The sequence below is a fragment of the Acuticoccus yangtzensis genome, assembly GCF_001927245.1.
Taxonomy (GTDB): Bacteria; Pseudomonadota; Alphaproteobacteria; order Rhizobiales; family Amorphaceae; genus Acuticoccus; species Acuticoccus yangtzensis.
The window spans coordinates 237238-261957 of record NZ_MJUX01000002.1; the positions used below are offsets into that span (position 1 = coordinate 237238).

Below are 24720 nucleotides of genomic sequence, written 5' to 3' on the forward strand. Positions count from 1 at the left end.
AGGAACCGCCGGCGCGCTTGCCGGCGGTTTTCCCGTTCGCGTCTCGTGTATCGAGGCCGGCGGGGTCAGCCCGCGGCCTTGTCCGCCGCAGCAAGCTCGTCGATCAGTCCTTCGATCACCGCGAGGCCCGTCTGCCAGAAGGCGGGGTCCCGCGCGTCCAGGCCGAACGGCGCCAGAAGCTCCGAGTGGTGCTTCGTCCCGCCCGCCGACAGGAGCGCGAAATACTTGTCCTGGAACCCCGCCGGCTCGCGCTCGTAGACGCCGTAGAGCGAGTTCACCAGGCAGTCCCCGAACGCGTAGGCGTAGACATAGAAGGGCGCGTTGATGAAGTGCGGGATGTAGGACCAGAAGATCTCGTACCCGTCCTGCAGCCGCACCGAAGGGCCGAGCGAGTCGCGCGACACCTGCATCCAGATCTCGCCGAGCTTCTCGGCCGTCAGCTCACCTTCACGCCGGGCGATGTGAACGTGGCGCTCGAACTCGTAGAAGGCGATCTGGCGGACGACCGTGTTCAGCATGTCCTCCACCTTGGAGGCCAGCATCACCCGGCGGGTACGCGCGTCCGGCGCCTCGGCGAGAAGCTGGCGGAACGTCAGCATCTCGCCGAACACGGAGGCGGTTTCGGCCAAGGTGAGCGGCGTCGGCGCCATCAGCGCGCCGTTCGGCCCGGCGAGGATCTGGTGGACGCCGTGGCCCAGCTCGTGCGCCAACGTCATCACATCGCGCGAGCGGCCCTGGTAATTCAGGAGCACGTAAGGATGCGCGGACGGCACCGTCGGATGCGCGAAGGCACCCGGTGCCTTGCCGGGGCGCACCGGCGCGTCGATCCACGGATTGTCGAAGAAGCGCCCCGCCAGCTCGGCGAGCTTCGGCGAGAAGCCGCCGAACGAGGTCATCACCGTCTTCTGCGCGTCGTCCCAGGAGATGGTGCGGTCGTCCGCCTCCGGCAGCGGGGCGTTGCGGTCCCAGGTGTCGAGCGCGTCCTTGCCGAACCACTTCGCCTTCATCGCATAATAACGGTGTGACAGGCGCGGATAGGCCGAGGTGACGGCCGACACCAGCGCGTCCACCACCTCGGTCTCGACCCGGTTGGCGAGGTGGCGCGAAGCGGCGACGTCGCCGAACCCGCGCCAGCGGTCGGACACTTCCTTGTCCTTCGCCAGCGTGTTGGTGATCAGCGTGAAGGTGCGCTCCTCGCTCTTCAGCGCCTGGCCGATGCCGATGGAGGCCGCCTTCCTCACCGCCTCCTTGGGGTCGAGCAGGCGGTTCAGCGCCTCTTCCAGCGTCACCTTCGTGTCGCTGCCGGCCAGCTCCACGCGCAGGCTGGCGATGGTATCGTCGAACAGCCGCGTCCACGCGGTGCGCGAGGAGGCCGACTTGTCGAGAAAGAGGCGCTCGATCTCGTCCGACAACTGGTGCGGCCGCTCCTTGCGCAGGTCCTCGATATAAGGCCGGTAGTGCGCCGCGGGGGGGTCGGCGAGCGCGCCGGCCATCACCTCGTCGCCGATCCGGTTCAGTTCCAGATTGAAGAAGAGAAGGTGGCTCGCGAGCCGGGTGAGCTTGTCCGACACGTCGCCATAGGTCTTGGCGTACAAGGGGTTGGTGGTGTCGGTCGCGTAGAGCAGGCCCGCGAAAGAGGCGATGCGCCCGGCCCGGTCCTCCAGCGTCTCGTAGGTCTTCAGCATCGCGGCCAGCGCGGCGCCGCCCTTCGGCCCGGACAGCGTCTCGGCGAGCCGGCCTTTGGTGGCCGCCTCGAACGCGGCGGCATCCTCGCCGAGGCTCGCGATGTCGGCGGCAAGCTTAGGATCGTCCGGCCCGTTATAGAAGTCGCCGAGGTCCCATTCCGGCAGCCCCTCCAGAGGGGCGCCGGACGCCCCGCGCTCGGCGGTCTCGTGTGGCAAATATGCGCGTGTGGCGGTCAAACTCATCAATGCGGGCCTTCAAGGGTACGTGATGACGCTCTCGGACGGGAGAACGCGATGTTATCTCATCAGACTTCAGATGGCCCCTCGGTTTGAGTGTGAAAGGGCGCACCCCGCAATGACACGTCCGGCCCCTCTCTGGCGACCCGTGCGGTTCGCCTTTGCGATGCTTCTTCCGCTGTCCCTCGGTCTCCCGCTCGCCGCCGCCTTCACCGCAGGTCCCGCCGCCGCCGAGGTGCCGATCCCGCGCCTGTCGCCCAACACGCTGCGAATTCTCCCGTCCACGGTTCCCGCGGCCAGCATCGCGCCAGGGGCCGACACCTTCGAGGCGATGGCCGCGCCCGCCACCGTTGCGCCCTCCACCATCGAAGTGGCGATCGCCCGCGAGGTCGATACCGACGTGTGGAAGTCGGTCGCCGAACTCTACCGCCTGCGCCGGTACGAACCGGTGTGGACCGAGACGCGGGCCGCGACCCTGCGCGCCCGGCTCGCCGAGGCGGCCTATGACGGCCTCGACCCCGCCGACTATGCCGTTCCGGAGTTCGGCGACAGCATTGCCGAGCGCGCCCGCGAGGACGTGGCGCTCACCGAGGCGGCCCTGCGCTATGCCCGCCACGCCCATTCCGGCCGCATCAAGCCGGCCGACGTGTCGCGCATCATGACGATGCACCCGCCGCAGTTGAAGGAGCTGCGCTTCCTCGTCCGCCTGTCGCGCGCCGAGGACGTCGCCAAGACGCTGGAGAGCGTCCACCCGCAGCACGCCCAATATCAGCGGCTTCGTACCGCTCTGCGCAGGCTGATCGACGAGGGTGCGGAGCGTCCTCCCGTCGTCGGCGCAGGTCCGGCGCTGAAGACCGGCGTCCATGACCTGCGCGTCGCCGTCCTGCGCACCCGCATCGGCGCCCCGGCCGCCGACGGCACCCCGGCCGAGCTGTTCGACGCAAGCCTCGCCACCGCCGTCGCCGCCTGGCAGCGCGACAACGGCCTCGGCGCGGACGGCATCGTCGGCCCGCGCAGCCTCGCGGTGCTGGACGGCGTGCACGCCGCCGCCGACAAGGACGCGATCATCTCCAACATGGAGCGCTGGCGGTGGATGCCGCGCTGGCTGGGACTTCACCACGTCTACGTCAACGTGCCGGCTTACCGTGTGCAGGTGGTCGACGCGGGCGAGCCGACCTATACCGGCCGCGTCGTCGTCGGCACCCCGTCCAACCCGACGCCGATCTTCTCCGACGAGATCGAGCACGTCGTCGTGAACCCTTATTGGAACGTCCCCTACTCGATCGCCAAGAACGAGATGCTGAGCGGGATCCGCGCCAATCCGTCCGGCTACATGGCCCGCGGCAACTACGAGGTCGTCTTCAACGGCCGCGTGGTGAACCCCGCCACGGTGAACTGGAACGAGGACACGCTGCGCCGCGTGCGCATCCGCGAGAAGCCGGGCCGCGGCAACGCCCTGGGCTCGGTCAAATTCCTGTTCCCGAACGAGCATGCGGTCTACCTGCACGACACGCCGTCCAAGCACCTCTTCAGCCGCGACCGGCGCGCCTACAGCCATGGCTGCGTGCGGGTGGAGGACCCGTTCGACTTCGCCGCCGCGCTGCTCGCGCGGGAGCCGAAGCTGTCCGGTCCCGGCATCCAGCGGCTCGTCGGCGGCGACCAGAAGTGGCTGAACACCGAGACGCACATCCCGGTCCATCTCGCCTACTTCACCCGCGAAGTGACCGACACCGGGCGCCTGGTGATCCTGGACGACGTGTACGGATTCGACGCCCGCACGCAGCGCAAGCTGGGCCTTTGAAATGGTCCACAGCCATGCGCTGCCGGGCGGCATATGGTGAAAAACTGTGTTCTAACGGCCACACCGCGAGGTGGTGACATAACGGCTCTTCCGAAGTTCGCCGCAATTCGTTAAGCCTCCAGCAAGCGTTGGGTCTTAATTCCGAACAGCTACGTCGAATTCCGGCGTATCCCTGATGTGTCCGACAGGGGGCGGCCGCTTGACACGCCAACGAGTCCAGAGTTCCGCCATGCCACGATGCGGTGATCACACGCGGCGCCTGCAGCGCCTGCGATCCGCAGGCCTCGCCGCCATTCTCTCGGCGGTGATGCTCGGCACCGGCGGTGTGTCCGAAGCCAGCGCCCAGGCGCGCACGCTGAAGCTCTATTTCACCCACACCCGAGAAAGCATCGAGATCGTCTACAAGCGGAACGGCAGCTATGTCGGCTCCGCCCTGCGCGACCTCAACCGCTTCCTGCGCGACTGGCGCCGCAACGAAGCCACCAAGATGGACCCCGAGCTGTTCGATCTCCTGTGGGAGATGCAGCAGGAATTCGGCGGCGGCACCATCAACGTCGTCTCCGCCTACCGCTCTCCGGCCACGAATGCGATGCTTCGCAGCCGTTCTCGCGGCGTCGCCAAGACCTCGCAGCACATGGCCGGCCGGGCGATCGACTTCTACATCAAGGGCGCCAACCTCGCGAAGCTGCGGGCCGCCGGCATGAAGCGGCAGGTCGGCGGCGTCGGCTATTATCCGACCTCCGGCAGCCCCTTCGTCCACATGGACACCGGCAGCGTGCGCGCCTGGCCGCGCATGTCGCGCGCCGAGCTCACCCGCGTCTTCCCCGACGGCAAGACGCTGCATCTTCCGTCCGACGGCAAGCCGCTCGCCGGCTATGCCGAGGCGCAGCGCCTCGAAAAAGAGGGCAAGCTCACCAAGCTGCGTGACGGCGGCGGTGGCGGCGGCAACATCTTCGCCGCGCTGTTCAGCGGCGGCTCCGGCGGGGCCGACGAAGAGGGCGACGACGAGACGATCACGCCCGCCGCGCGCACCCGCCGCCCGACCGAGACGCGCCGCCCGACCCAAGTGGCCGCCGTGCGCCGTCCCGATCCCGCACCCGCCGCACCGTCGCGTCCGGCCAACAACGGCAACGACGGCAACAACAGCGGCAACGAAGGCGGCGGCTTCTTCCGCCAGCTTCCCAGCGTGTCGCTGGGCGGGCTGATCGGCCGCTCGCGTGACGAGACACCGGCCGAGCAGCCCTCGGTCCAGCCCGTCGCCCTGCCGGACAATCCGCTCACCGCGGTCGCGACCGAGCCCGCACCGGCGCCCGCCGCCGTGCCGACGCCGCCGCCCGCGCCGACCCCGGCCCCTCCCCCGGAGGTCGCCGAGCCGGTCGAAGATCGCCCGATCATCGTCGCCGCGCTGCCGCCGCAGCGTCCCGCGCCGCGCCGCACCCCGGCGGAGGCTCCGGCCGGCATCGCCGCCCGCGAGGCGAGCGGCACCGCGGACGACGGCCTCGGCGCCGCCGCCACCGCGCTCGGCTATGCGCGCGACGAGGGCACCATCGGGACGAGCGCCTCGCCCCAATCGGCCGTCGCCGCGATCATCCCGCGCCCGGCCGACGTCGGCGCACCTTCGCGGCGGCCGGAGTTGAGGGCGGCCCCCACGGGCGGCGCGCCGGCCACCGGCGCCGCGGCACCCGCCGCCACGCTGGCGGCGGCCCCGTCCGAGCCCGCGCCCCAGGGCCTCACGGGTGACGCCGTCGCCGCGCTGATGACGCCGATCTACGATGCGGACCCCGTGCTGATTTCCAATCGGAGCGACCTGTCCGGCCAGGACTTCGCCGATCTGGTGGCGCCCGACCGGCGCACCGCCGCGGCCGACGGCGTTCTCCTCGCCCAAGGCTTCCTCGGCTCCGCCAAGCCGATCGGCGAAGGCGGCACCGACTGGCTCGACACCGACCGCTTCACCGGAACCCGTGTGACGGTGTTCGCCAGCCCGAGGTCTTGAGCACCACGCCCCTCTGAGCCCTACGAAAAAGCCCCGCACAGCGATGCGCGGGGCTTTTCATCGTTCGGGAGCCGCACCGCCGGGCGCGGCACCCCGTTGGCCGTGCGGCCCTGTCAGGCGGCCTCGCGCTCGATGCGCTCGCCGGTGAAGCGCATGCCGAGCGCCTCCATGTAGAGATCGAGGATCGCCTCGAACTCGGTGCGCTCGTTCGGCTCCTGCTTGCGCAGTTTCACGATCTGGCGCAGCACCTTCGTGTCGAAGCCGTTGGCCTTCGCCTCGGCATAGACGTCCTTGATATCGTCGGCGATGCCCTGCTTCTCTTCTTCGAGACGCTCGATCCGCTCAACGATCGTGCGCAGCTGGTCGCCAGCCACTCCTTCGTCGACCATCAGTCCCTCCACTCAATTGACGCGATCGAGTTTCATGCCAGATGGCTAACGATCAATTGCGCCGATCGAGTCATCCCCACTGTCCGCCCAATTCATCCCGTTAACGTTGCGGATATCTTAACGAGCGTGTCCTCGACGCCGCGACGGGCCGGGTTTGCGGCGCGATGGGATGGCAAGCCCTTCCGTGTCCCGCTCATGCATTGCAGGGCTGACCGCCGACGGGTCCGGCGCGGCCAGATTTTTGGCCGCGCGGGGTTTCATGGCGATGCAAAGATGGTACAGCGGGGCACAAAATAGGTGGAATGCAAAAATATATTTCCGCCTCGTGATGCACGACCGGTCGCTGGGGCTGTGGCCTTTCAAGGTAGTTCACAAATGTTTCCTGCCCTATATGCCCAGCTTCAAAGGATGGATCATGGCTCAGAAGATTATTTCGCGTCAGCCCCTAGAAACAATTTGCAGTGTTGCCGATAATCATGTGTCAAGGATAATGAGAGAACCCTGTGGACATATCAGCCTGACGAAAGCCTGATGGACTATCTACGAGTAAGATTCAGTTGCGGTGGTGATTCGGGGCACTTAACCCCCACGCTTAGACGCTTGGGCCGCCGGAGCTGGCGCTCGGCGCCGGCAATTGACAAGCCGCGAGCAAGCTCGCATGAACACCGCGGTCAAGCGCCGCGAACCAGTTTATGATGAACGAAAAATAGGACGGCTCGCTGCAGATGTTTCGACTTCCCCGCCGCGTCTTGACGGGCTCGCTCGTCTTCCTCCTCACGACTTTCGCGGCCATCGTCTCCGGTACGACCGACGCTTCCGCTGAGCTTCGTCTCTGCAACAAGACTCCGGTCCAAGTCGGTATCGCCATCGGCTATCGGAACAACGAAGAGTGGGTCAGCGAAGGGTGGTGGAACCTCGACGCTGAGTCATGTCAGGTTGTGGTCGACGGCCCTCTCCCGTCCAGGTATTATTATCTCTACGCCCTCGACTATGAAGAGGGTGGCGCCTGGGGAGGGACGGCCTTCATGTGCACCTCGGATAAAGAGTTCACCATCCAAGGCACCAACAATTGTGTAGCACGCGGTTACGAACGCCGCGGTTTCGTCGAAGTCGACACAGGTGACCGACTGTCTTGGACCGTTCAGCTGACTGAACGCCCGAAGGCCGGTATCGGCGGCGAATGATCCGGGCGCGGCGGGTCCGCGTCGTCGCCACTCTAGGTCCGGCATCTTCTGAGCAAGCTCAGATCGAAGCTCTCCACCGGGCCGGAGCCGACGTGTTCCGGATCAATATGAGCCACTCCGACCATGCGCTCCTGCGCACAATGGTCTCCCGCATCAGAGCGGTCGAGACCGCGGTCGGCTCTCCCATCACCATCCTGGCGGACCTTCAAGGCCCCAAACTGCGCGTCGGCACATTCGCCGACGGTCCGGTCACCTTGACCGAAGGCGCCACATTCACCCTCGACTCCGACAAGTCCCCTGGCGACGACACGCGGGTCCACCTCCCCCATCCGGAGATCCTGCGCGCGCTCGCCCCCGGCCACCGCCTGCTGCTCGACGATGGCAAGATCGCCCTCAAGGTCACCGAGGCGTCGGCGGATAAGGCCGTCACCGTCGTCACCGTCGGCGGCAAGCTGTCCAACCGCAAAGGCGTCAGCTGCCCCGACACGCTGATCGCCCTCGGCGCGCTGACGCCGAAGGACCGCTCCGACCTCGAAGCCGCGCTGGATGCCGAGGTCGACTGGATCGCCCTCTCCTTCATTCAGCGCCCGGAGGACCTCGCCGAGGCCCGCAAGGTCGCCCGCGGCCGCGCCGGTATCCTCGCCAAGATCGAGAAGCCCCAGGCGATCGAACGGCTGGACGAGATCATCGAGCTGTCCGACGCGCTGATGGTTGCCCGCGGCGATCTCGGCGTGGAGATGCCTCTCGCCGAGGTGCCGATCCTGCAGAAGCGCATCATCCGCGCCTCGCGCGCGGCCGGCAAGCCCGTCGTCGTGGCGACGCAGATGCTGGAGTCGATGATCACCGCCCCGGTGCCCACCCGCGCCGAGGTGTCCGACGTCGCCAACGCCGTCTACGAAGGCGCCGACGCGGTGATGCTGTCCGCCGAATCCGCCGCCGGCCAGTACACGGTCGAGGCGGTGACGACGATGGACCGCGTCGCCCGCTCGGTGGAGGCGGACGACTCCTACCCCGCCATCCTCGCCGCCCAGCGGATCGAGCCTGACGCGACAGGGGCGGACGCCCTTGCCGCCGCCGCCCGCCAGATCGCCGAGACGCTGAGCGTCAAAGTCATCGCCTCCTACACGTCGTCCGGATCCACCGTGATCCGCGTCGCGCGGGAGCGGCCCGCGGCGCAGATCCTGGCGCTTTGCCCGCAGATCGCCACGGCGCGGCGGCTCGGCATCGTCTGGGGCGTCACCTGCGTCGGCGCCTCCACCTCGCGCGAGCTGGAGGACTTCATCGCCGAGGCGGGCGCGCGCATCGTCGAGCTCGACATGGGGCGCACCGGCGACAGGCTGATCGCCGTGGCCGGCGTCCCGCTGGACGTTCCGGGCGTCACCAACCTCCTGCAGCTCGCCTTCGTCCGCTCGCCGGACGAACGCTGACACGGACCCGCAACTCAATCTCTGATTGAAATACCGTCATAAACGCGATTTACTGCGGCGTCCCGACATGCGGACAGGGAGCCCGCCGCGGATGCGTTCCTCACTCGCCCTGCCCCGGCGCCTCGTCCGCCGCCCCGCCCAGCGGGACGATGCCCACCGGCGCCCCTTCCCCGCCGCACCTGATCCGGCCGACTTAACCGCAGACGACGCCGGCCGCCACCGGACCGCCAGGACGGTACCGTTGGACGCGCCTCTCGCCGCCTTCTTCGCCGCCCAGCCCGGTGCCGCGGGGGAGCCGAACGCCCGCGCCAATGCGGGCACAAGGGCCGGCGCGCCCGGGGACACAAGCGCCGGTGCGCAGACAACCGACGGTGCCGCGGCGCAGTCCCGGCCGCCCCCGCGGCCGACACCTAGTCCCATCCTGTCGCCGCGGGCAGCCTGCTTCGCCCTCGCCGCCGCCAACCGGACACCCGGCGCCCGCCAGCGCCGCACCCCGCTGGAGGACATCGCCGCCGTCATCGCCGATGCCGAGCCGCAAGACTGCCTGGACGCCGCCTTCGCCAGCGAGAGCCACCGCCCGTCCGGCGTCCGCCGCGCCGCCCGGCGGGCCGAAACCAGCCCGCCCCCCTTCCGCGACGTCGACTATTTCGCCGCGCTGGCCCGCTGGCTCGGCTGCGGCTTCGAGCGCGGCCCCGCCCTCACCGAACTCGCCAAGCGCCAGCGCCTCGCCATGACGACCAGCGACGACGGCATCGTTGTGCGCGGCTACCGCGGCACGAAACCCTTCGTCGCCATCGTCCCGGCACCGACCTGGCTACCTCACCTCGCCGCGCTCATCGCCGCCAAGCCGGAGCTTGCCGGGCAGGTGGTCATCGTGCCGCCCCAAGCCATCGTCGAGGCGCTGGGCGGCGACGGACCCACCGTGTCCTACGGCCGCCTCACCCCGCTCCACGGCGTCGCCGACCGTGACCTTGCCGACCGCGTCATCACCCCGGCCCAGGCCGCCGTGCTCGGCACGGTCGGGGCGGTCCTGCTGCTCGCCCTCCTCACCCAGCCGATCGCCAGCCTCTTCGCCCTCCTCATCGCGATGACGGTCATCCTCATTTTCTACGCCTCCAGCCGGGCGATGGCGCTGGCGGTCTCCGTCAGCGGTGCCCCGCTGCGCCGCCGCCTCCGCGCAGGCGAGCTGCCGGACTATTCGATCCTCATCCCGCTCTACAAGGAGGACGACGGCCTCAAGCACCTCGTCACCGCCCTCACCCGGCTCGACTATCCGCCCGACAAGCTGGACATCCAGTTCCTGGTCGAGGCGGACGATACGCTCACCCAGCGCGCCATCCTGCGCGACGCGGCGGCGCTCACCTGCCGCATGACGCTCGTTCCGGCGGGTCATCCGCGCACCAAGCCGCGCGCGCTCAACGTGGGCCTGCGCCAGGCGCGCGGCAGCCTCGTCACCATCTTCGACGCGGAGGACCGGCCGGACCCCAAGCAGCTCAGGATCGCCGCCGAGACCTTCGCCGCCGCCTCGCCGAGCCTCGCCGCCGTACAGGCCCACCTCACCATCGACCACATCAGCGACAATTGGCTGACGAAGATGTTCGCCATCGAATATGCCTGCCTCTTCGACCACATCTTGCCGATGGTGGCGGCGCAGGGCCGGCTGCTGCTGCTCGGCGGCACCTCCAACCATTTCCGGACCGACGCGCTGATCGAAGCCGGCGGATGGGACCCCTACAACGTCACCGAGGACGCCGACCTCGCCGTGCGCCTCTGCCGCAAGGGCTACCGCATCGCGATGATCGACAGCCACACCTGGGAGGAGGCGCCCGTCACCGTGCAGGCGTGGCTGAAGCAGAGGTCGCGCTGGTTCAAGGGCTTCATCCAGACGTGGCTCGTCCACAACCGCCACCCGCTCGCCTTCGTGCGCGAGGCGGGCCTCGCCGACGCGCTGGTGTTCCACGTCTTCATCCTCGGCGCGCTCACGGCGGCGGTCGCCCACTGCGCCTTCGTGCTGCAGCTCGGCCTGCTGCTCTTGGGCGAGCCGGTGCTCTACGGCCAGTCCATCTGGCTCGGCGGCCTGCAGACGCTCGCCATCGCCGTCGGCTACGGCACCAGTTTCATCCTCGGCATGCAGAGCATTCAGCGGCGCCGCAGCGGCGCCATCAGCCCCTTCGCCGTCGCCTGGTTTCCGGTCTACTGGGTGCTGATGGGCGCCGCCGTGCTGATCGCCATCCACGATATCGTGCGCATGCCGCACCACTGGCGCAAGACGACGCACGGTGTCGCCGCACGCCCGCGCCGCGTCGCGTCCCCATGACGCGGCCCGGCCACGCTCAGTCGGCGGCCTTGCGGGCCACCTCGCTGGTGCGCCCGTGGCCGAGCTTGCGCAGCTCCCGCGCCAGCCGGATCGACGGTTTGGCCGCAAACAGCACCGAGCCCACGAGGAACGCCCATGTGCCGGCCACCATCGTCGCCTCCCAGAAGAACAGCACCGATCCGACGACGAAGCAGAGCGCGGCCCCGAAGTCGACCAGCGTGTAGGCGATCTCGAACGCCGCGTAGGCCCGCCGCTCGCGGTGCGACAGGCCCTCGTTGGAGTGCGGCTCGAACATGTGCCGCCGTTCGTGCGCTTTGGTCGCCATCTCAGCCTCCTGAAGTCACCGGTGAACATGACCGGGGTGCGACAGCGGGCCGCCCGATGCAACCCCGGCCCCTCCCCCACCCGGCCGCAGCCCCGCACGCCGTCTCCCCGCGGCAAAAGTGGCTCTCCCGGTGTCGCCATCACCGCCACGGCGCCTATCATTCCCCCAACGACCAACGCGACAGGACTCGATCATGGACGTCGAACTCACCGTCTACCTCGCCGGGGAAATCCATTCCGACTGGCGCGACCAGATCGCCGACGGCATCGACGAGCACGACCTGCCCGTCGACCTGACCGGCCCTGTGACGGACCACAGCGCGTCTGACGATTGCGGCGTCACCATCCTCGGCGCCGAGGAGAACCCGTTCTGGAAGGACCACAAGGGCGCCAAGTTGAACGCCATGCGCACGCGCACCCTCATCAACGAGGCCGACCTCGTGGTGGTCCGCTTCGGCGACCAGTACAAGCAGTGGAACGCCGCGTTCGACGCCGGATATGCCGCAGCCCTCGGTACCCCCTACATCGTCCTCCACGCCAAGGAGCACACCCACGCCTTGAAGGAGGTCGACGCCGAGGCCATGGCCGTGTGCGAGACGACCGAGCAGGTGGTGGCGATCCTGCGCTACATCACGCGTGGCGAATTGGTGCGACCGAGCCCCACACTTTCCGTGGTACGCTGACCACGCGCGCCCGGCTTCTGACGGACCCGCGCGGCGCGGCCGGGTTCGGCCCCGTCTTGCCCGCCCCTTCCTCCGTCGCGCGACACCGGCGGCCCACCCCTCGCCTCGCCGGACTGCCCCGTCATGACCAAGATCATCTCGACCATCGTCATCCTCGCGATCATCGCCCACATGATCCGCCCGCTCGGCCTTCCGGGGCTGAAGCGTCGGGCGGATGCGTGGAAGCTCGTTCTCATCGCCTTCGCGGTGATCGCCATCACCATCCTCGTCCGGCCCGAGCCGTCGGCTGACCTCCCCGCCGGAGCAGGACCCGCCGTCGCTCTCCCGGCGCCGCTTCCCGCCGCTTGAGCCGGACGGCGCCCCGCGCCACGGGAATTCGCCGCATCCGCCGCGCCCTGGAAGTTCCGCCCGCGCCCCCTCACCTATCATTGCAGGATAAGGTGAAGCGCGACGGAGACCTTTCATGACTGAGCCATCGCGCATCGACGCCTTCCCGGCCTTCGCGGAGTTCGCCCGCGTCTCCGAGCCCGGCCTCTACGCGCCCCTGCCGGACGACTGGTTCCTCGGCCTCACCGACGTGGTGCGGTCCACCGGCGCCATCGCCAAGGGGCAGTACAAGGCCGTCAACGTCGCCGGGTCCGCGGCGATCTCCGGCATCATGAACCACTTCGCCACGCGCCATTTCCCGTTCGCCTTCGGCGGCGACGGGTCGGTTTTCGCGCTCCCCGCCGCCGACGAAGCCGGCGCGCGCGACGTGCTCGCCCGTACCGCCGCCTGGGCGCGCGACGACCTCGGCCTCACCTTGCGCGCGGCCATCGTCCCCGTTGCGGCCGTCCGCGCCGCGGGGCGGGACGTGCGCGTCGCGCTCTTCCGCCCGTCCCCCCACGTCTCCTACGCGATGTTCGACGGCGGCGGTGTCGCCTTCGCGGAGGCCGAGATGAAGGCCGGGCGGCACCATGTCGATGCCGCCGCCCCCGGCGCGCGCCCCGACCTTTCGGGCCTCTCCTGCCGCTGGCAGCCGATCGCCCCGCGCAACGGCGCCATGGTGTCGCTGATCGTCGTGCCCGGCCGCGCGGGCGAGGCCGCATTCCACGAGGCCACGCGCCGGGTGATCGACACGCTGGGAGACCCCGGCCGCTTCAACCCCGTCGACGAGACGACCTTGCGCCCGGCCCTTTTGTCGCGCGGCCTGTGGCTGGAGGCGCTGGCGAGCCGCAACGCCCGTGCCCGCCTTCGCGCGCTCCTCGGTGTGGCCGCGCACAACGCGCTGGGCTGGGCGCTGTTCACCTCACGCCTGAAGGCCGGACGCTTCAATCCGTCGACCTACCGCGCCATTGCCGCGGAAAATGCCGACTACCGCAAGTTCGACGACGCGCTCTACGTCATCGCCGATTGCGATCCGGCGCTGGAGGGGGAGGTGATGGCGCTGCTCGCCGCGGAGGAGGACGCGGGCCGCATCCTCTACGGCACCCACCGCCAGGACGCGGCGCTGATGACGTGCATCGTGCCCTCGTTCCAGGACAACGAGCACTTCCACTTCATCGACGGCGCCGGGGGCGGCTACGCGGCCGCCGCGGCCTCGCTGCGCGCCAAGCGCGGCGGCTGACACCCGGCGCAGCGCCCCGATCAGGGCGCGAAGGTGATCAGGCTGATATCGTCCAATGTGGCGGTGTAGGCGGTGAAGTAGCGCGTGTCGTCGTCGACCGTCACGCCGATCAGCCCCGCCCCCGCGTCGACGATCTCGACCGTGATGTCCTCCTCCCCGACGAAGAAGGGGAAGGCGATCTCGATCGTGTCGCCCTCGGCGGCGTCGAAGTCGGCGATGCTGTCGCCGCCGATCTCGCCGAAGTTGAAGCGGAAGGTGTCCGCCCCGTCACCGCCGATATAAACGTCCGCGTCACCGTCCATCGTGGTGACGTACTCGGTGCCGCCGTTCAGCGTGTCGTCACCTGCGCCGCCCATCACCGTGTCGTCGCCGGTGCCGCCGAAGAGGATGTCGTTGCCCGCGCCGCCGTCGATCATGTCGTTTTGCGAATCGCCGTAGCCCACGTCGTCCCCATCGCCGAGCAACAGCGTGTCCGAGCCGACGCCGCCGAACACGGAATCGTCACCGCCGCTGGACGAGATGAAGTCCTTGCCGTCGTCGCCATAGAGCGTATCGGAGCTGTCGCCGGTGAGGATCCGGTCGCCGCCCGCCCCGCCGTGGACCTCAGTCCGGGTGAGGGACGTCATGTTGGCGAGGCTGACCACGTCGCGCTGGGCCGTCGTGGTCACCGAAAACTGCTCGACGTTGCGCACCAGCGTGCCGTCGCTGACCCGGATGAACTGCGACTCGGCCAGCGAACCCGGCGTCTCGCTCGCCGCGTCCTGACCGAAGACGCGCAACCCGCGCGCCCCGCTCGCACGGTTGACGATGACGATGTCGCCCTCGACCTCCTCGCCGGAACCGGCGTCGATGTAGTCCCGCCCGCCGACGCTGACGAGGATGTCGTCACCCGTCCCGCCGAGCATGATGTCGTCGTCATAGTCGACGAAGTTGTTGTCCGACCCGTCCGGCGCGGCGCTGCCGCCGATGATGGTGTCGTTCCCCTCGCCGCCGTCGATGAAGTCGCCGCCGCCGCCGCCCAGCAGAAAATCCGGGCCGCCGCGGCCCAGCATGACGTCGGCGTCGTCCGAGCCGATCAGCGAATCGAAAAAGTCCCGCCCGCGAAAGAACGGCATGGCTACATCCCTCACAGCGCCGACAGACGGCAACTTATCGCGCGCAGCCCGGCGGCACGCGCCTCATTCCTCAAATGGACCTACCGTTAATTGTCCTTACCATAAAGCCGCAGTGGTCATAAAGTTCAGGTGACCGGTGCGCGATCGTCATCGCGGCCCGCGGCGCAGGACCTCGTCGGCGCAAACTATTTCGCCGATTCCAGCGTTTTGTGGGATAAGCTGACCTAACACTTTCATCAGGGTTTCAGCATAACGTGACCACCGGCGGCGCGAGGTGTGCTCCCGTGCCGGGTGTGTGAGTGGGAGTTGAGTGGATGAAGCCTCTTCTGATCGGCGGCTTGGCCGCAATGGCGGCGTTGGCGAGCCTCGAGGCCGCGGCGCAGAGCTTCGGCGATACGCAGACGAGCTATCTGAACGGCGTGGTCTATGACGACGACCTGGTGCCCGGCCGCGGCCCCAACGTCACCTATGACGGCGGCGACACGGTGCAGGACTCGCTCTATGGCGCGACCAGGAACGCCTACACCGGCCGCTACGCCACCGTGGAGCGGTACAACCGGCGCCAGAACTCGGCGAACCTGATCGGCCGCGACGGGCGCCTGACGAACGACTGACAGGCGGCGGGCGACGTCACGCCCGCCACCGGGAAGCACCTTATTCGGCGGCGGCCACCTGTGCCGTCGCCTCGGCAAGTGCGGGGCCGAGCGCGGCCTCGAACACGTCAAGCAGCCGTTCCGGGCCCGCGGTGACGCGGATGCAGCGGTCCTGCGGCGCGACGAAGGGCATGCGCACGAACACCCCGCGCGCCGACAGCGCCGCCACCAGAGCGCGCGCCACCGTCCCGTCATAGCCGGTGTCGATCGCCACGAAGTTGGTGGCGCTCGGCACCGTGGTCAGGCCGTGTGCGGCGGCGATGGTCTCCATCCGCGCCTTCGCCGTCTCGACGTTCGCCAGCATCGCCTCGAGGTAGGCGGTGTCGGCCAGCGCCGCCAGCGCCGCCGCCTGGGCGATGCGGCTGACGCCGAAGTGGTTGCGCACCTTGTCGAGCGCGGTCACCATCTCTGCCGACGCGACGATGTAGCCGAGCCGCAGCCCCGCCATCCCGTAGGCCTTGGAGAAGGTCCGCAGCCGCACCAGGCGCGGGTGCTCCACCGCCATGGAAAGCTGCGCGGAGGCGGGCGCGAACTCCATGTAGGCTTCGTCGAGCAGCAGGATCGTCCCCTCGGGGATCCGCGCGATCAGATCCGCGATGCGGTCGGCGTCCCACCAGGTCCCCATCGGGTTGTCGGGGTTGGCGAGGTACATCAGCGCCGCATTCTCGCGCTTCGCCGCTTCGACCAGCGCGTCGATGTCCTCGTGATCGTCCCGGAAGGGCACGGTGACGAGGCGCCCGCCGAACCCGTTCACGTGGTAGTTGAAGGTCGGATAGGCCCCGGCGGAGGTCACGACCGCCGTCCCCTCGCCCACGAACAGGCGGCTGATCACCTGCAAAATGCCGTCGATCCCCTCGCCGATGCCGACCCGCTCCGGCGCCACGCCGTGGTGGGCGGAGAGCACACGCTTCAGGTCGTAATTCTCGGGATCGCCATATTGCCAAACATCGCCGGCGGCAGCGGCAATCGCCTCGGCCACGCGCGGCGAGGCGCCGAAGCCGTTCTCGTTGGCGCCGAGCCGGGCGGCGAACGGGCCGCCGCGGGCGCGTTCCTGCGCCTCGGGGCCGACGAAGGGGACGGTGGACGGCAGCGCTGCCGCAAGCGGGGTGAAGGGGGGCATCGGGGGCCTCGGACTTTCCGTTGAGGGGCCATGGGTCAGGGCCGCCGAGCGCGCGACGGCCAGATGCGAAAGCGCGGCCCGCCGGGAGACGAGCCGCGCCTGAACCGGGCCGGCAAAGCCGGTCCGGATGACGTGGGGGCCGGGGCGAACCGGCCCGAAGGAGCACCGGCCCGCCGGGAGCGTGCCGAAGGTTCAGGCTGCCACCTTTCGCGGCGGCGGCCGAACGGTCCTTTAGTAGCGGTACTGGTCGGTCTTGAACGGACCGTCCTGGCCGACGCCGATGTAGGCGGCCTGCTCGTCCGACAGCTTGGTCAGCTTGGCGCCCAGCTTGGCGAGGTGCAGCTCGGCCACCTTCTCGTCCAGGTGCTTGGGCAGCACGTAGACCTTGTTCTCGTACTGGTCGCCGTTGTTCCAGAGCTCGATCTGCGCCAGCGTCTGGTTCGAGAAGGACGCCGACATCACGAAGGACGGGTGGCCCGTCGCGTTGCCGAGGTTCACCAGACGGCCTTCGGACAGAAGGATCATCCGCTTCTCGTCCGGGAAGGTGATGAGGTCGACCTGCGGCTTCACGTTCTTCCACTTCATGTTCTTCAGGCCGGCGACCTGAATCTCATTGTCGAAGTGGCCGATGTTGCACACGATCGCCATGTCCTTCAGGGCGCGCATGTGGTCGACGGTGAGGACGTCCTTGTTGCCGGTCGCGGTCACCACGATGTCGGCGCGCGGTGCGGCGTCTTCCATCGTCACGACCTCAAACCCGTCCATCGCGGCCTGCAGAGCGCAGATCGGGTCGATCTCGGTCACCAGAACGCGCGCGCCGGCGCCGGCCAGCGAGGCGGCCGAGCCCTTGCCCACGTCGCCATAGCCGCACACGATGGCGACCTTGCCGGCCATCATCACGTCCGTGCCGCGGCGGATGGCGTCCACCAGCGACTCGCGGCAGCCATACTTGTTGTCGAACTTGGACTTCGTGACGGAGTCGTTGACGTTGATCGCCGGGAAGGCCAGCTCGCCGCGCTTCTCCATCTGGTAGAGGCGCAGAACACCGGTGGTCGTCTCTTCCGAAACGCCTTTAATGTTGGCCTTGCAGCGCGAATAGAAGGTCGGATCCTTGGCGAGGCGCGCCTTGATCGTCTTGAAGAGGTATTCCTCTTCCTCGTTCTTCGGATTCGCCAGCACCGACGGGTCGGACTCGGCCTGCGTGCCCAGCATGACGAGCATGGTGGCATCACCACCATCGTCGAGGATCATGTTGCAGGTTTCGCCGTTGCCCCAGTCGAGGATCTTGTCGGCGTAGTCCCAATATTCTTCCAGCGTCTCGCCCTTCACGGCGAAGACGGGCGTGCCGGAGGCGGCGATCGCGGCGGCGGCATGGTCCTGCGTCGAATAGATGTTGCAGGAGGCCCAGCGCACATCGGCGCCGAGCGCGACCAGCGTCTCGATCAGCACGGCGGTCTGGATCGTCATGTGGAGCGAGCCGGCGATCTTCGCGCCCTTCAGCGGCTGCGCGGCGCGGTTCTCCTCGCGCACGGCCATCAGGCCGGGCATCTCGACCTCGGCAATCTCGATCTCGGTCCGGCCGTAGTCGGCCAGACCGATGTCCTTGACGATGTAGTCGGCGGCGGGAGCGTCTGCGAGAGCCATTCTCGATTTCCTTGTCTTCCGTTACGGGGGTCTATAGGCCCCCCGGCCCGGCGGATCAAGGATATAAAGATATCGTTATCTCCCAATGGCTCAGATTTTGCGGTATCTCCGGGCGAGATAGAGCACGTCCCGCTTGCGCAGGCCTTTGTGAAGCGTCGACCCCTTCACCCCCGCGAATTCCTGCAACACCTTGCCCGCCCAAGGGTATCGCGACAGCCGCGCCCGCTTCTCGGCGTCGGTCGCGTTGAGCGCGGCGACGACTCCCTCCGTCAGATCCGTATCGCTGATTTGCGTCAGGCCGGGTGCGGCGAAGTCCCGCTCCAGCGCCGGGAGCATCGCCGGATTGCGCATGTCGGCCCAGGTGAAGACGCCGCCCGGCTTCAACACGCGCGCCGCCTCGGCCACGAAGGCGGCCACGTTCGCGTAGCAATGCGAGGACTCGATGTTGATGACGACGTCGAATGACGCATCCGGGAAGGGGAGCGCCTCGGCATCGCCGGTCTTGAAGGTGAGGTTCGGCACATCCGCATGGAAGCGGCGTGAGCGGCGCACCGCGGTCGCCGAAAAGTCGACGCCGACGACCTCGGCCGGCTTGAACGCGCGGGCGATGTAGGCCGCGCCGCCGCCGCGCCCGCTGCCGACCTCCAGCACCCGCAGCCCCTCGACGGGAACACCCGCCAGCGCCTGATGATAGAGGCCGATGAACGCGCGGTTCGGCTCGTCGGCCGCCTCCAGCGGCACCGGCTCGGGCGGCAGATAGCCGTAGTTCATGAAGGCGAAGGCGCGCTCGGACGACACCAGCGAGATCGCCTCGTACCAGCGCTTCCAGATGAACTTCAGCGTGCGCGGATACTCGCCGCGCTCGGCCGCCTTCAGGACGCGGTCGAAGGTCTTGCTCACGCGGCGGCCTTCTGCGGCAGAGGTGTCGTCTCCAACAGCGCATCCAGCCGCTTGCGGCCGGCGGCCAGCAGCCCGGCATCCTCCGGCGCGACCGGGTCGTAGAAGGGCAGAAAATAGCGCGCCAGGCCGGTGGAGGTGCGCCGAAGAAGGCCGGGGCTGATGAACAAGAGGTAGACGATGCGCCCGTACAGCTTCATGTCCCGCTTCCGCCCGTTCGCCACCGCGATCCGCACCGTGTGGCTGATCCACAGCTTGTAAAACAGCGCCAGAACACCCGCCATGGTCACCGTGCGCAGGATGTAGCGCTTCAAGCCGGACATTTCGGGCGTCGCGGCCTCCAGAACATGAGGGGCCACGGCGGAATGCTCCAGCTCCTCCACCGCGTGCCAGATCCACAGGCAGGCGTAGTGGCCGGCGGAATTGGCGAACAGGTCCGGCGTCTTCAGCATCATCTTGGACGTGCCGTAGGTGATCTGCTCGATCGCGCAGGTGACGAGCAGCCGGTCCAGAGGACGCTTGACCCGACCGAGGACGTGGCGAACCGTCGCCTCCATGCCGTCGATGTCGTAGCCGAGCTCGCGCAGGGCGACGTTATAGTCCTCGTGCTCGCGCGTGTGGTAGGCTTCCTGAACGGCGTAGCCTTTGATCTCCGCGTCGAGCTCTTCGTTCGCCAGCTTGCCGGAATAGTGGCGCAGGGAGCGAATGAAGAAGCGCTCCCCCTCGGGCAGGAAGATCGAGAAGGCGTCGACTGCGGCGGTCTTGACCAGATCATCATCGAACCAGCGCCGGCGCGGCTCCGCCGAAATCCCGAAGTGGATGTTACGCGGGATGATGTCCATGGGCCCTCCGGCATCAGATCGCGCGACCCAGCGCCGGCCGACCGTTTGGCGAGCACTCAACGTGTCGTGGAGCCGCAACTTAAGCGAAAGGCGTCATGCCTTTTCGATCGCCATCGCTCTAACACGGCGTGTGAGGGGGACGAAACAGGCGCGCGAACGCATTGCTGCCATTCGCCGCGCACATGACGCCGAGAGGATTTTATGGGATCAATCGCCCGCGGGAACGGCCGGTAGGTCTGGCGCGGCGGGCGCCTCGGCCTCACCCGGTTCGGCTTCGGCACCCTCCAGATCGGCGATGCGGCGCTGCAGACTCTCCAGCCGCAGATCATAGTCGAGGAAGCGGGCATCGTAGTCGGCGAAGCGGGCGTTGTAGTTCGCCTGCAGCTCCTGGACGGAGATCGGCGCCTCGGTCGCCGAAGTCGCGGGGGTGGGGATCGCCTCGTCGCGGGACACCTCGGCGGCGTCCTCGATCGCCTCGGCCGTTTCAGCCGCTTCGACGGCGGCCTCGGCATCCTCGCGTGTGGGCGGGCCTTCTTCGGGCGGCGCCACGTCGGCCGGGACGAAGTTTGAGTTTTCCGGAGGGGTCACCGCAGGGTCGGTGACCACTTGGGTCTGCGCTCCAGCCGAGGCGGTCATCATGATGACGCCGGCCGCGGCGACGATGAAGCGGATCATCCCGCACTCCCGGTCACGATGAAGCTGTAACGCACGCGGGCCGGAATGGTTCCGAACTTTTTAGAGCTGCGAGTGGACCATGTGCAGCACCGCGACGCGGCGCATGGCCTCGTCGTGGTCGGCCGGCTCCAGATCTTCGGCGCCCTTGTGGGCGGCGTCGATCATCGCCTTCATGTCATCCGAGCTGAGCTGGTCCAGCGGGGTCGCCGCCTCGGCCAGCACCGTGCAGGTGACGCCGTTCATGTCGCAGAAGCCGCCGTCGATGAAGAGCTTCTCGCCCTTCGACTCGCCGCCGGTGACTTCCATCACGCCGGGGCCGAGCAGCGCCAGCAGCGGGGCGTGGCCGGCCATCACCTGAAACTCGCCCTCGGCGCCGGGGAGCTTCACCGCCTCGACCTCACCGGAGAAGAGGAGCCGCTCGGGGGACACGATCTCGAAGGGGAAGGTGGCCATCAGCTGTCAACGCCTTGCGCTTGATTGTCTTGGATGCGCTGCGCCGCTCCGCAGAACGGGCAGTAGGAGGCGGTCTTGTCAAAAAAGCCAAGGCCGCCGGGAGTGGGAAGCGTGGCGACGACAATCGCCAGCGCTCCGTCCTCGTCGAGGAACAGCGCCGGCTCCGCCCCCTCGCCCGGTCCTTTAAGGACCGCGGCCAGGGTGTCGCAGCAGGCGCCAGCGACCGCCACTTACGCGGCTTCGGCGAGTTCCTGCGCCTTCTCGATCGCCTCGTCGATGGTGCCGACCATGTAGAAGGCGGCCTCCGGCAGATCGTCATAGTCGCCGTTCACCAGGCCCTTGAAGCCCTTGATGGTGTCGGCCAGTTCGACGAACACGCCCGGCTTGCCGGTGAAGATCTCGGCCACGTGGAACGGCTGCGAGAAGAAACGCTCGATCTTGCGGGCGCGGGCGACGGTGAGCTTGTCCTCTTCGGACAGCTCGTCCATGCCCAGGATCGCGATGATGTCCTGCAGCGACTTGTAGCGCTGGAGGATCTCCTGCACCTGACGGGCAACCGTGTAGTGCTCTTCACCGATGATCTGGGCGGAGAGCATGCGCGACGTGGAGTCGAGCGGGTCGACGGCCGGGTAGATGCCCTTTTCCGCGATGGAGCGGTTCAGGGTGGTCGTCGCGTCCAAGTGGGCGAAGGACGTGGCCGGCGCCGGGTCGGTCAAGTCGTCGGCGGGCACGTAAATGGCCTGCACCGAGGTGATCGACCCCTTGGTGGTGGTGGTGATGCGCTCCTGCAGGCCGCCCATGTCGGTCGCCAGCGTCGGCTGATAGCCCACCGCCGAGGGAATGCGGCCGAGAAGCGCCGACACCTCGGAGCCCGCCTGCGTGAAGCGGAAGATGTTGTCCACGAAGAAGAGCACGTCCTGGCCCTGATCGCGGAAGTTCTCGGCGATCGTCAGACCGGAGAGCGCCACGCGGGCACGCGCGCCGGGGGGCTCGTTCATCTGGCCGTAGACCAGGGCGCACTTGGAGCCCTCGCCGCCGCCGGCCTTGTTCACGCCGGACTCGATCATCTCGTGATAGAGATCGTTGCCCTCGCGGGTGCGCTCACCGACGCCGGCGAACACGGAATAACCGCCGTGCGCCTTGGCGACGTTGTTGATGAGCTCCTGGATGAGCACGGTCTTGCCGACGCCGGCGCCGCCGAACAGGCCGATCTTACCGCCACGCGCATAAGGCGCGAGCAGGTCGACGACCTTGATGCCGGTGACGAGGATTTCCGCGTCCGTCGACTGGTCCGTGTAGGACGGGGCCGGGGCGTGGATCGGGCGCGTCTCGGTGTGGGCGATCGGGCCGGCCTCGTCGATGGCCTCGCCGATCACGTTCATGATGCGGCCGAGCGTACCGTCGCCGACGGGCATCTCGATCGGCGAACCCATGTCCTTCACCGGCGTGCCGCGGGACAGACCCTCGGTCGCGTCCATCGCGATGCAGCGGACGGTGTTCTCACCGAGGTGCTGTGCCACCTCGAGAACCAGGCGCTGCCCGTTGTTGTCCGTCTCGAGCGCGTTCAAAATCGAGGGCAGATGGTCCGTGAACTTCACGTCCACGACGGCGCCCATGACTTGCGTAACTTGTCCGGTAGCTTCTGCCATATCCTCTGCCTTCGCGCGTTCGCTCGCGCGTCTCTTTAACTGGTGGTGCGCTGATGTCCAGATCGAGCGCGCACTTAAGCGCGCTCAAGGGCGAAGAAAACGGCCTCTGAGGCGACATTTGCGCCCGTCATGCCGCTTCGCCCTGTTGTCGCATCTCCCGAACGAGCGGGAGGATGGTCTTTTTGTCCGCCGGAGTCGCCCAGACGAAGATGCCCGGCAGACGGCCGGAGCGGCGATAGCCGAGCCCCTGAAGGAATTCGTCGCAGGCCCGCTTGTTGTCCTCGACGAGGATCACGGGCTTGGACGCCTCGATGGTCTTCACCGCGCCCTTCAGCGCCGCCAGCTCGTGACCCTCGACGTCGAGCTGCAGAACGGAAAGGCCCTCGATGGCGAAGGAGTCGATGGTCGTCACCATCGCCGGCTGGCCCCACTCGGCGAGCCGCGACGCTCCGCCGCGGTGCTTGTCGCCGTCGCCGGTGTCCATGAACGCGACCTCGATGGAATCGCTCAGCCCCGCATTGGTCAGGAGCACGTTCGTCAGCCGGTTCGCCTCGATGCACTTCTTGGCGAGGACGTAATTCTCCAACACCGGCTCGAACGCATAGAGCCGCGCCGGGCAGGCCCGCGAGAAGGACGGCAGCATGTCGCCGAAGAAGGTGCCGGCGTGGACCATCGGGCCCGGCCGCATCTCCATCAGCTTGGCGACGAGGGCGTGGGTCAGCGGCTCGAAATGCTCGCCCCGCAGGACGCGCACCGCCGCAGGACGCCGCAGCGCATAGGCGGGGACGAAGTGGATTTCGTCGCCGACCCGCGCCTCGCGATAGTCCACCTGGTAGCTGGTCGCGCTGGCCTGTTCGGTCATGGTGGTGGTATCCGCTTCCATCTCAGCCGCGCTCGCCCTTCGGGCGGGAGGCGCCCTTCCGCTCGCCTGCGAGACGGCCTCCGGCAGGACGGCCGCCGCCGTGGCCCGGCGCGCGTGCCTTGCCGCCGAGGCCCAGCGCGCGCTTGATCCGCTTCAGGAGGCCGCCCTTGCGCTTGGGCTCGTCGTCCTTGACGCGCACGCGCCCGGTTCCTGGCGCCGCCTGGCCCGCAGGCACGTCGGTCGAGAAGATCTGGTTCTTCTCCCAGGCCCCGAACCGGGTATAGCCCTGCTTGGGGAACGCCTTGGCGAGCCACGCCTCGGTGGTCTTGCGGCCCTCGGTGACGAGTTTGGGGTGGTTGCGCCGCACGATCGCCGCCGCGCCGCGCAGGGCGTTCTGCTCGAACCCCTCGATGTCGAGGTGAAGGACGGTGATTTTGCGCGCCGGGCCGATGAGATCGTCGAGCCGCACAACGTCGACGGCGGTGTAGCCGGGATCGTCGGTCTTGGCGCGGTTGTTCAGCGCGCTCTGGGCCGCGGCCGGCTCGCCCTTCTCGAAATCCTCGACCCTGAGCGCCATCGTCGCCGTCTTGTGGCCGACGGCGACCTGGTGCAGCCGCACATTGGTGAGGCCGTTGATCTCAATCGTGCGGCGGCACGCTTCGTGGCAGAGCGGGTTCGGCTCGAAGGTGTGGATCAGCGCGCCCGGTGCCATCGCCGCCGAAATCGCGGGGAGGAAGTCGCCGATGAAGGCGCCGCCGGTGATGACGTCACCGTCCCCCGCATTGTCGCAGATATACTGGATCGTGCGGCGCTCGTAGACGAGGCCCTGTGCGAGGATCTTCGGCAGCACCCGCATGTGGTACGCCTTGGGAATGACGTAGCGGCCGAACTTGTTGCTGTAGATGTCGAACGTGTCGTCCATGGAGACGACGGGGTTGGCCGCGGCACGTTTGGCCCGCGCGTCCGCCTTCGACGGCCGTCCCACACGCTTGTCAGCGCCGGTCTTGGGTTCACGCGTTGCCACAGGGGCCTCTTCTCAACACGGCCGGCGGTACGGTACGTCACCTTCCGACCAGAACAATTCAAGCGACACTAAAGGGATGCAGCCCTCGGCTGCAATGAGCGCCGCCGTTGCGGATGCGGATCCGCGGGTGCGCCCGATCA

General features: G+C 68.2%; 23 protein-coding genes. 9 read left to right on the forward strand and 14 right to left on the reverse strand.

The genetic code is table 11. The features are described 5' to 3' along the window. Positions 1-65 precede the first annotated feature (65 nt). On the reverse strand, positions 66-1928 hold the full coding sequence (locus BIX52_RS07280) for a M3 family oligoendopeptidase (RefSeq protein ID WP_075220382.1): 1863 nt from the start codon (positions 1926-1928) through the stop codon (positions 66-68). Positions 1929-2040: 112 nt separating this feature from the next. Between BIX52_RS07280 and BIX52_RS07285 the strand changes: the two genes are divergently transcribed. Both BIX52_RS07285 and BIX52_RS22800 read left to right on the forward strand, forming a co-directional pair. Further along, positions 2041-3723, forward strand: a complete 1683-nt coding sequence (locus tag BIX52_RS07285) for a L,D-transpeptidase family protein (protein ID WP_139312731.1) — start codon at positions 2041-2043, stop codon at positions 3721-3723. A gap of 229 nt (positions 3724-3952) precedes the next feature. Continuing rightward, entirely contained in the window at positions 3953-5716 is a 1764-nt protein-coding gene (locus BIX52_RS22800; RefSeq protein WP_075220384.1) for a peptidoglycan L,D-endopeptidase MepK, read from the forward strand. Positions 5717-5829: 113 nt separating this feature from the next. On the opposite strand, the gene BIX52_RS07295 is transcribed toward BIX52_RS22800, so the two are convergent. Beyond that, complete coding sequence (locus BIX52_RS07295) at positions 5830-6105, reverse strand: DUF2312 domain-containing protein (protein ID WP_075220385.1); 276 nt, start codon at positions 6103-6105, stop codon at positions 5830-5832. A gap of 725 nt (positions 6106-6830) precedes the next feature. Here BIX52_RS07295 and BIX52_RS07300 point away from each other — a divergent pair. The 3 genes from BIX52_RS07300 to BIX52_RS07310 all read left to right on the forward strand — a co-directional run bounded on the left by BIX52_RS07300 (position 6831) and on the right by BIX52_RS07310 (position 11033). After that, positions 6831-7289 (forward strand): DUF1036 domain-containing protein, encoded by a 459-nt coding sequence (locus BIX52_RS07300; RefSeq protein ID WP_075220386.1) that lies wholly within the window; start codon positions 6831-6833, stop codon positions 7287-7289. Further along, positions 7286-8716 (forward strand): pyruvate kinase, encoded by a 1431-nt coding sequence (gene pyk, locus BIX52_RS07305; protein WP_075220387.1) that lies wholly within the window; start codon positions 7286-7288, stop codon positions 8714-8716. Before BIX52_RS07300 ends, pyk begins: the two co-directional genes overlap by 4 nt. Before the next feature lie 241 nt (positions 8717-8957). Continuing rightward, a complete protein-coding gene (locus tag BIX52_RS07310; RefSeq protein ID WP_075220388.1) occupies positions 8958-11033 on the forward strand; it encodes a glycosyltransferase family 2 protein in 2076 nt (691 codons plus the stop codon). A gap of 16 nt (positions 11034-11049) precedes the next feature. On the opposite strand, the gene BIX52_RS07315 is transcribed toward BIX52_RS07310, so the two are convergent. Beyond that, positions 11050-11358: a YrhK family protein gene (locus BIX52_RS07315; RefSeq protein ID WP_245803148.1), complete on the reverse strand. Its 309-nt coding sequence runs from the start codon at positions 11356-11358 to the stop codon at positions 11050-11052. A 193-nt stretch (positions 11359-11551) separates the two neighbouring features. Between BIX52_RS07315 and BIX52_RS07320 the strand changes: the two genes are divergently transcribed. The 3 genes from BIX52_RS07320 to BIX52_RS07330 all read left to right on the forward strand — a co-directional run bounded on the left by BIX52_RS07320 (position 11552) and on the right by BIX52_RS07330 (position 13646). Then, positions 11552-12040, forward strand: coding sequence for a YtoQ family protein (locus BIX52_RS07320; RefSeq protein ID WP_075220389.1), 489 nt, complete (start codon positions 11552-11554; stop codon positions 12038-12040). 123 nt (positions 12041-12163) lie between these two features. Next, positions 12164-12388, forward strand: coding sequence for a hypothetical protein (locus tag BIX52_RS07325; RefSeq protein ID WP_075220390.1), 225 nt, complete (start codon positions 12164-12166; stop codon positions 12386-12388). A 115-nt stretch (positions 12389-12503) separates the two neighbouring features. After that, a complete protein-coding gene (locus BIX52_RS07330; RefSeq protein ID WP_075220391.1) occupies positions 12504-13646 on the forward strand; it encodes a DUF3095 domain-containing protein in 1143 nt (380 codons plus the stop codon). Between the two features lie 20 nt (positions 13647-13666). Here BIX52_RS07330 and BIX52_RS07335 read toward each other — a convergent pair whose 3' ends face one another. Then, positions 13667-14761: a calcium-binding protein gene (locus BIX52_RS07335; RefSeq protein WP_075220392.1), complete on the reverse strand. Its 1095-nt coding sequence runs from the start codon at positions 14759-14761 to the stop codon at positions 13667-13669. 314 nt (positions 14762-15075) lie between these two features. Between BIX52_RS07335 and BIX52_RS07340 the strand changes: the two genes are divergently transcribed. Further along, positions 15076-15375 carry a hypothetical protein gene (locus tag BIX52_RS07340; RefSeq protein WP_075220393.1) on the forward strand — a complete coding sequence of 100 codons (300 nt, stop codon included), beginning with the start codon at positions 15076-15078 and terminating at the stop codon, positions 15373-15375. Between the two features lie 40 nt (positions 15376-15415). Here BIX52_RS07340 and BIX52_RS07345 read toward each other — a convergent pair whose 3' ends face one another. The 10 genes from BIX52_RS07345 to BIX52_RS07390 all read right to left on the reverse strand — a co-directional run bounded on the left by BIX52_RS07345 (position 15416) and on the right by BIX52_RS07390 (position 24580). Continuing rightward, positions 15416-16534 (reverse strand): pyridoxal phosphate-dependent aminotransferase, encoded by a 1119-nt coding sequence (locus BIX52_RS07345; protein WP_075220394.1) that lies wholly within the window; start codon positions 16532-16534, stop codon positions 15416-15418. A gap of 231 nt (positions 16535-16765) precedes the next feature. Then, positions 16766-18178: an adenosylhomocysteinase gene (gene ahcY, locus BIX52_RS07350; RefSeq protein WP_075220395.1), complete on the reverse strand. Its 1413-nt coding sequence runs from the start codon at positions 18176-18178 to the stop codon at positions 16766-16768. A 90-nt stretch (positions 18179-18268) separates the two neighbouring features. Beyond that, positions 18269-19078 (reverse strand): class I SAM-dependent methyltransferase, encoded by an 810-nt coding sequence (locus BIX52_RS07355; protein WP_083660100.1) that lies wholly within the window; start codon positions 19076-19078, stop codon positions 18269-18271. Continuing rightward, positions 19075-19917, reverse strand: coding sequence for a metal-dependent hydrolase (locus BIX52_RS07360; protein WP_075220396.1), 843 nt, complete (start codon positions 19915-19917; stop codon positions 19075-19077). Before BIX52_RS07360 ends, BIX52_RS07355 begins: the two co-directional genes overlap by 4 nt. A 207-nt stretch (positions 19918-20124) precedes the next feature. Beyond that, complete coding sequence (locus BIX52_RS07365) at positions 20125-20592, reverse strand: hypothetical protein (RefSeq protein ID WP_075220397.1); 468 nt, start codon at positions 20590-20592, stop codon at positions 20125-20127. A 60-nt stretch (positions 20593-20652) separates the two neighbouring features. After that, a complete protein-coding gene (locus BIX52_RS07370) occupies positions 20653-21045 on the reverse strand; it encodes a F0F1 ATP synthase subunit epsilon (protein ID WP_075220398.1) in 393 nt (130 codons plus the stop codon). Further along, positions 21045-21275, reverse strand: a complete 231-nt coding sequence (locus tag BIX52_RS07375) for a hypothetical protein (RefSeq protein WP_075220399.1) — start codon at positions 21273-21275, stop codon at positions 21045-21047. Before BIX52_RS07375 ends, BIX52_RS07370 begins: the two co-directional genes overlap by 1 nt. Further along, the gene (gene atpD, locus BIX52_RS07380) at positions 21276-22694 is read right to left on the reverse strand and encodes a F0F1 ATP synthase subunit beta (protein WP_075220400.1); all 1419 of its coding nucleotides are present in this window, start codon (positions 22692-22694) and stop codon (positions 21276-21278) included. Between the two features lie 127 nt (positions 22695-22821). After that, complete coding sequence (locus tag BIX52_RS07385) at positions 22822-23577, reverse strand: FkbM family methyltransferase (RefSeq protein WP_075220401.1); 756 nt, start codon at positions 23575-23577, stop codon at positions 22822-22824. A 1-nt stretch (position 23578) separates the two neighbouring features. After that, entirely contained in the window at positions 23579-24580 is a 1002-nt protein-coding gene (locus BIX52_RS07390; RefSeq protein ID WP_108676457.1) for an FkbM family methyltransferase, read from the reverse strand. Between the last annotated feature and the right edge of the window lie 140 nt (positions 24581-24720).

What these genes read in the sequence shown, in the direction of transcription:
- BIX52_RS07385 (WP_075220401.1), bottom strand. Translation starts at nt 23,577, where the DNA reads ATGGAAGCGGATACCACCACCATGACCGAACAGGCCAGCGCGACCAGC.
- pyk (WP_075220387.1), top strand. Translation starts at nt 7,286, where the DNA reads ATGATCCGGGCGCGGCGGGTCCGCGTCGTCGCCACTCTAGGTCCGGCA.
- BIX52_RS07320 (WP_075220389.1), top strand. Translation starts at nt 11,552, where the DNA reads ATGGACGTCGAACTCACCGTCTACCTCGCCGGGGAAATCCATTCCGAC.
- ahcY (WP_075220395.1), bottom strand. Translation starts at nt 18,178, where the DNA reads ATGGCTCTCGCAGACGCTCCCGCCGCCGACTACATCGTCAAGGACATC.
- BIX52_RS07295 (WP_075220385.1), bottom strand. Translation starts at nt 6,105, where the DNA reads ATGGTCGACGAAGGAGTGGCTGGCGACCAGCTGCGCACGATCGTTGAG.
- BIX52_RS07285 (WP_139312731.1), top strand. Translation starts at nt 2,041, where the DNA reads ATGACACGTCCGGCCCCTCTCTGGCGACCCGTGCGGTTCGCCTTTGCG.
- BIX52_RS07300 (WP_075220386.1), top strand. Translation starts at nt 6,831, where the DNA reads ATGTTTCGACTTCCCCGCCGCGTCTTGACGGGCTCGCTCGTCTTCCTC.
- BIX52_RS07365 (WP_075220397.1), bottom strand. Translation starts at nt 20,592, where the DNA reads ATGATCCGCTTCATCGTCGCCGCGGCCGGCGTCATCATGATGACCGCC.
- BIX52_RS07360 (WP_075220396.1), bottom strand. Translation starts at nt 19,917, where the DNA reads ATGGACATCATCCCGCGTAACATCCACTTCGGGATTTCGGCGGAGCCG.
- atpD (WP_075220400.1), bottom strand. Translation starts at nt 22,694, where the DNA reads ATGGCAGAAGCTACCGGACAAGTTACGCAAGTCATGGGCGCCGTCGTG.
- BIX52_RS07315 (WP_245803148.1), bottom strand. Translation starts at nt 11,358, where the DNA reads ATGGCGACCAAAGCGCACGAACGGCGGCACATGTTCGAGCCGCACTCC.
- BIX52_RS07330 (WP_075220391.1), top strand. Translation starts at nt 12,504, where the DNA reads ATGACTGAGCCATCGCGCATCGACGCCTTCCCGGCCTTCGCGGAGTTC.
- BIX52_RS07335 (WP_075220392.1), bottom strand. Translation starts at nt 14,761, where the DNA reads ATGCCGTTCTTTCGCGGGCGGGACTTTTTCGATTCGCTGATCGGCTCG.
- BIX52_RS07280 (WP_075220382.1), bottom strand. Translation starts at nt 1,928, where the DNA reads ATGAGTTTGACCGCCACACGCGCATATTTGCCACACGAGACCGCCGAG.
- BIX52_RS22800 (WP_075220384.1), top strand. Translation starts at nt 3,953, where the DNA reads ATGCCACGATGCGGTGATCACACGCGGCGCCTGCAGCGCCTGCGATCC.
- BIX52_RS07325 (WP_075220390.1), top strand. Translation starts at nt 12,164, where the DNA reads ATGACCAAGATCATCTCGACCATCGTCATCCTCGCGATCATCGCCCAC.
- BIX52_RS07345 (WP_075220394.1), bottom strand. Translation starts at nt 16,534, where the DNA reads ATGCCCCCCTTCACCCCGCTTGCGGCAGCGCTGCCGTCCACCGTCCCC.
- BIX52_RS07340 (WP_075220393.1), top strand. Translation starts at nt 15,076, where the DNA reads ATGAAGCCTCTTCTGATCGGCGGCTTGGCCGCAATGGCGGCGTTGGCG.
- BIX52_RS07370 (WP_075220398.1), bottom strand. Translation starts at nt 21,045, where the DNA reads ATGGCCACCTTCCCCTTCGAGATCGTGTCCCCCGAGCGGCTCCTCTTC.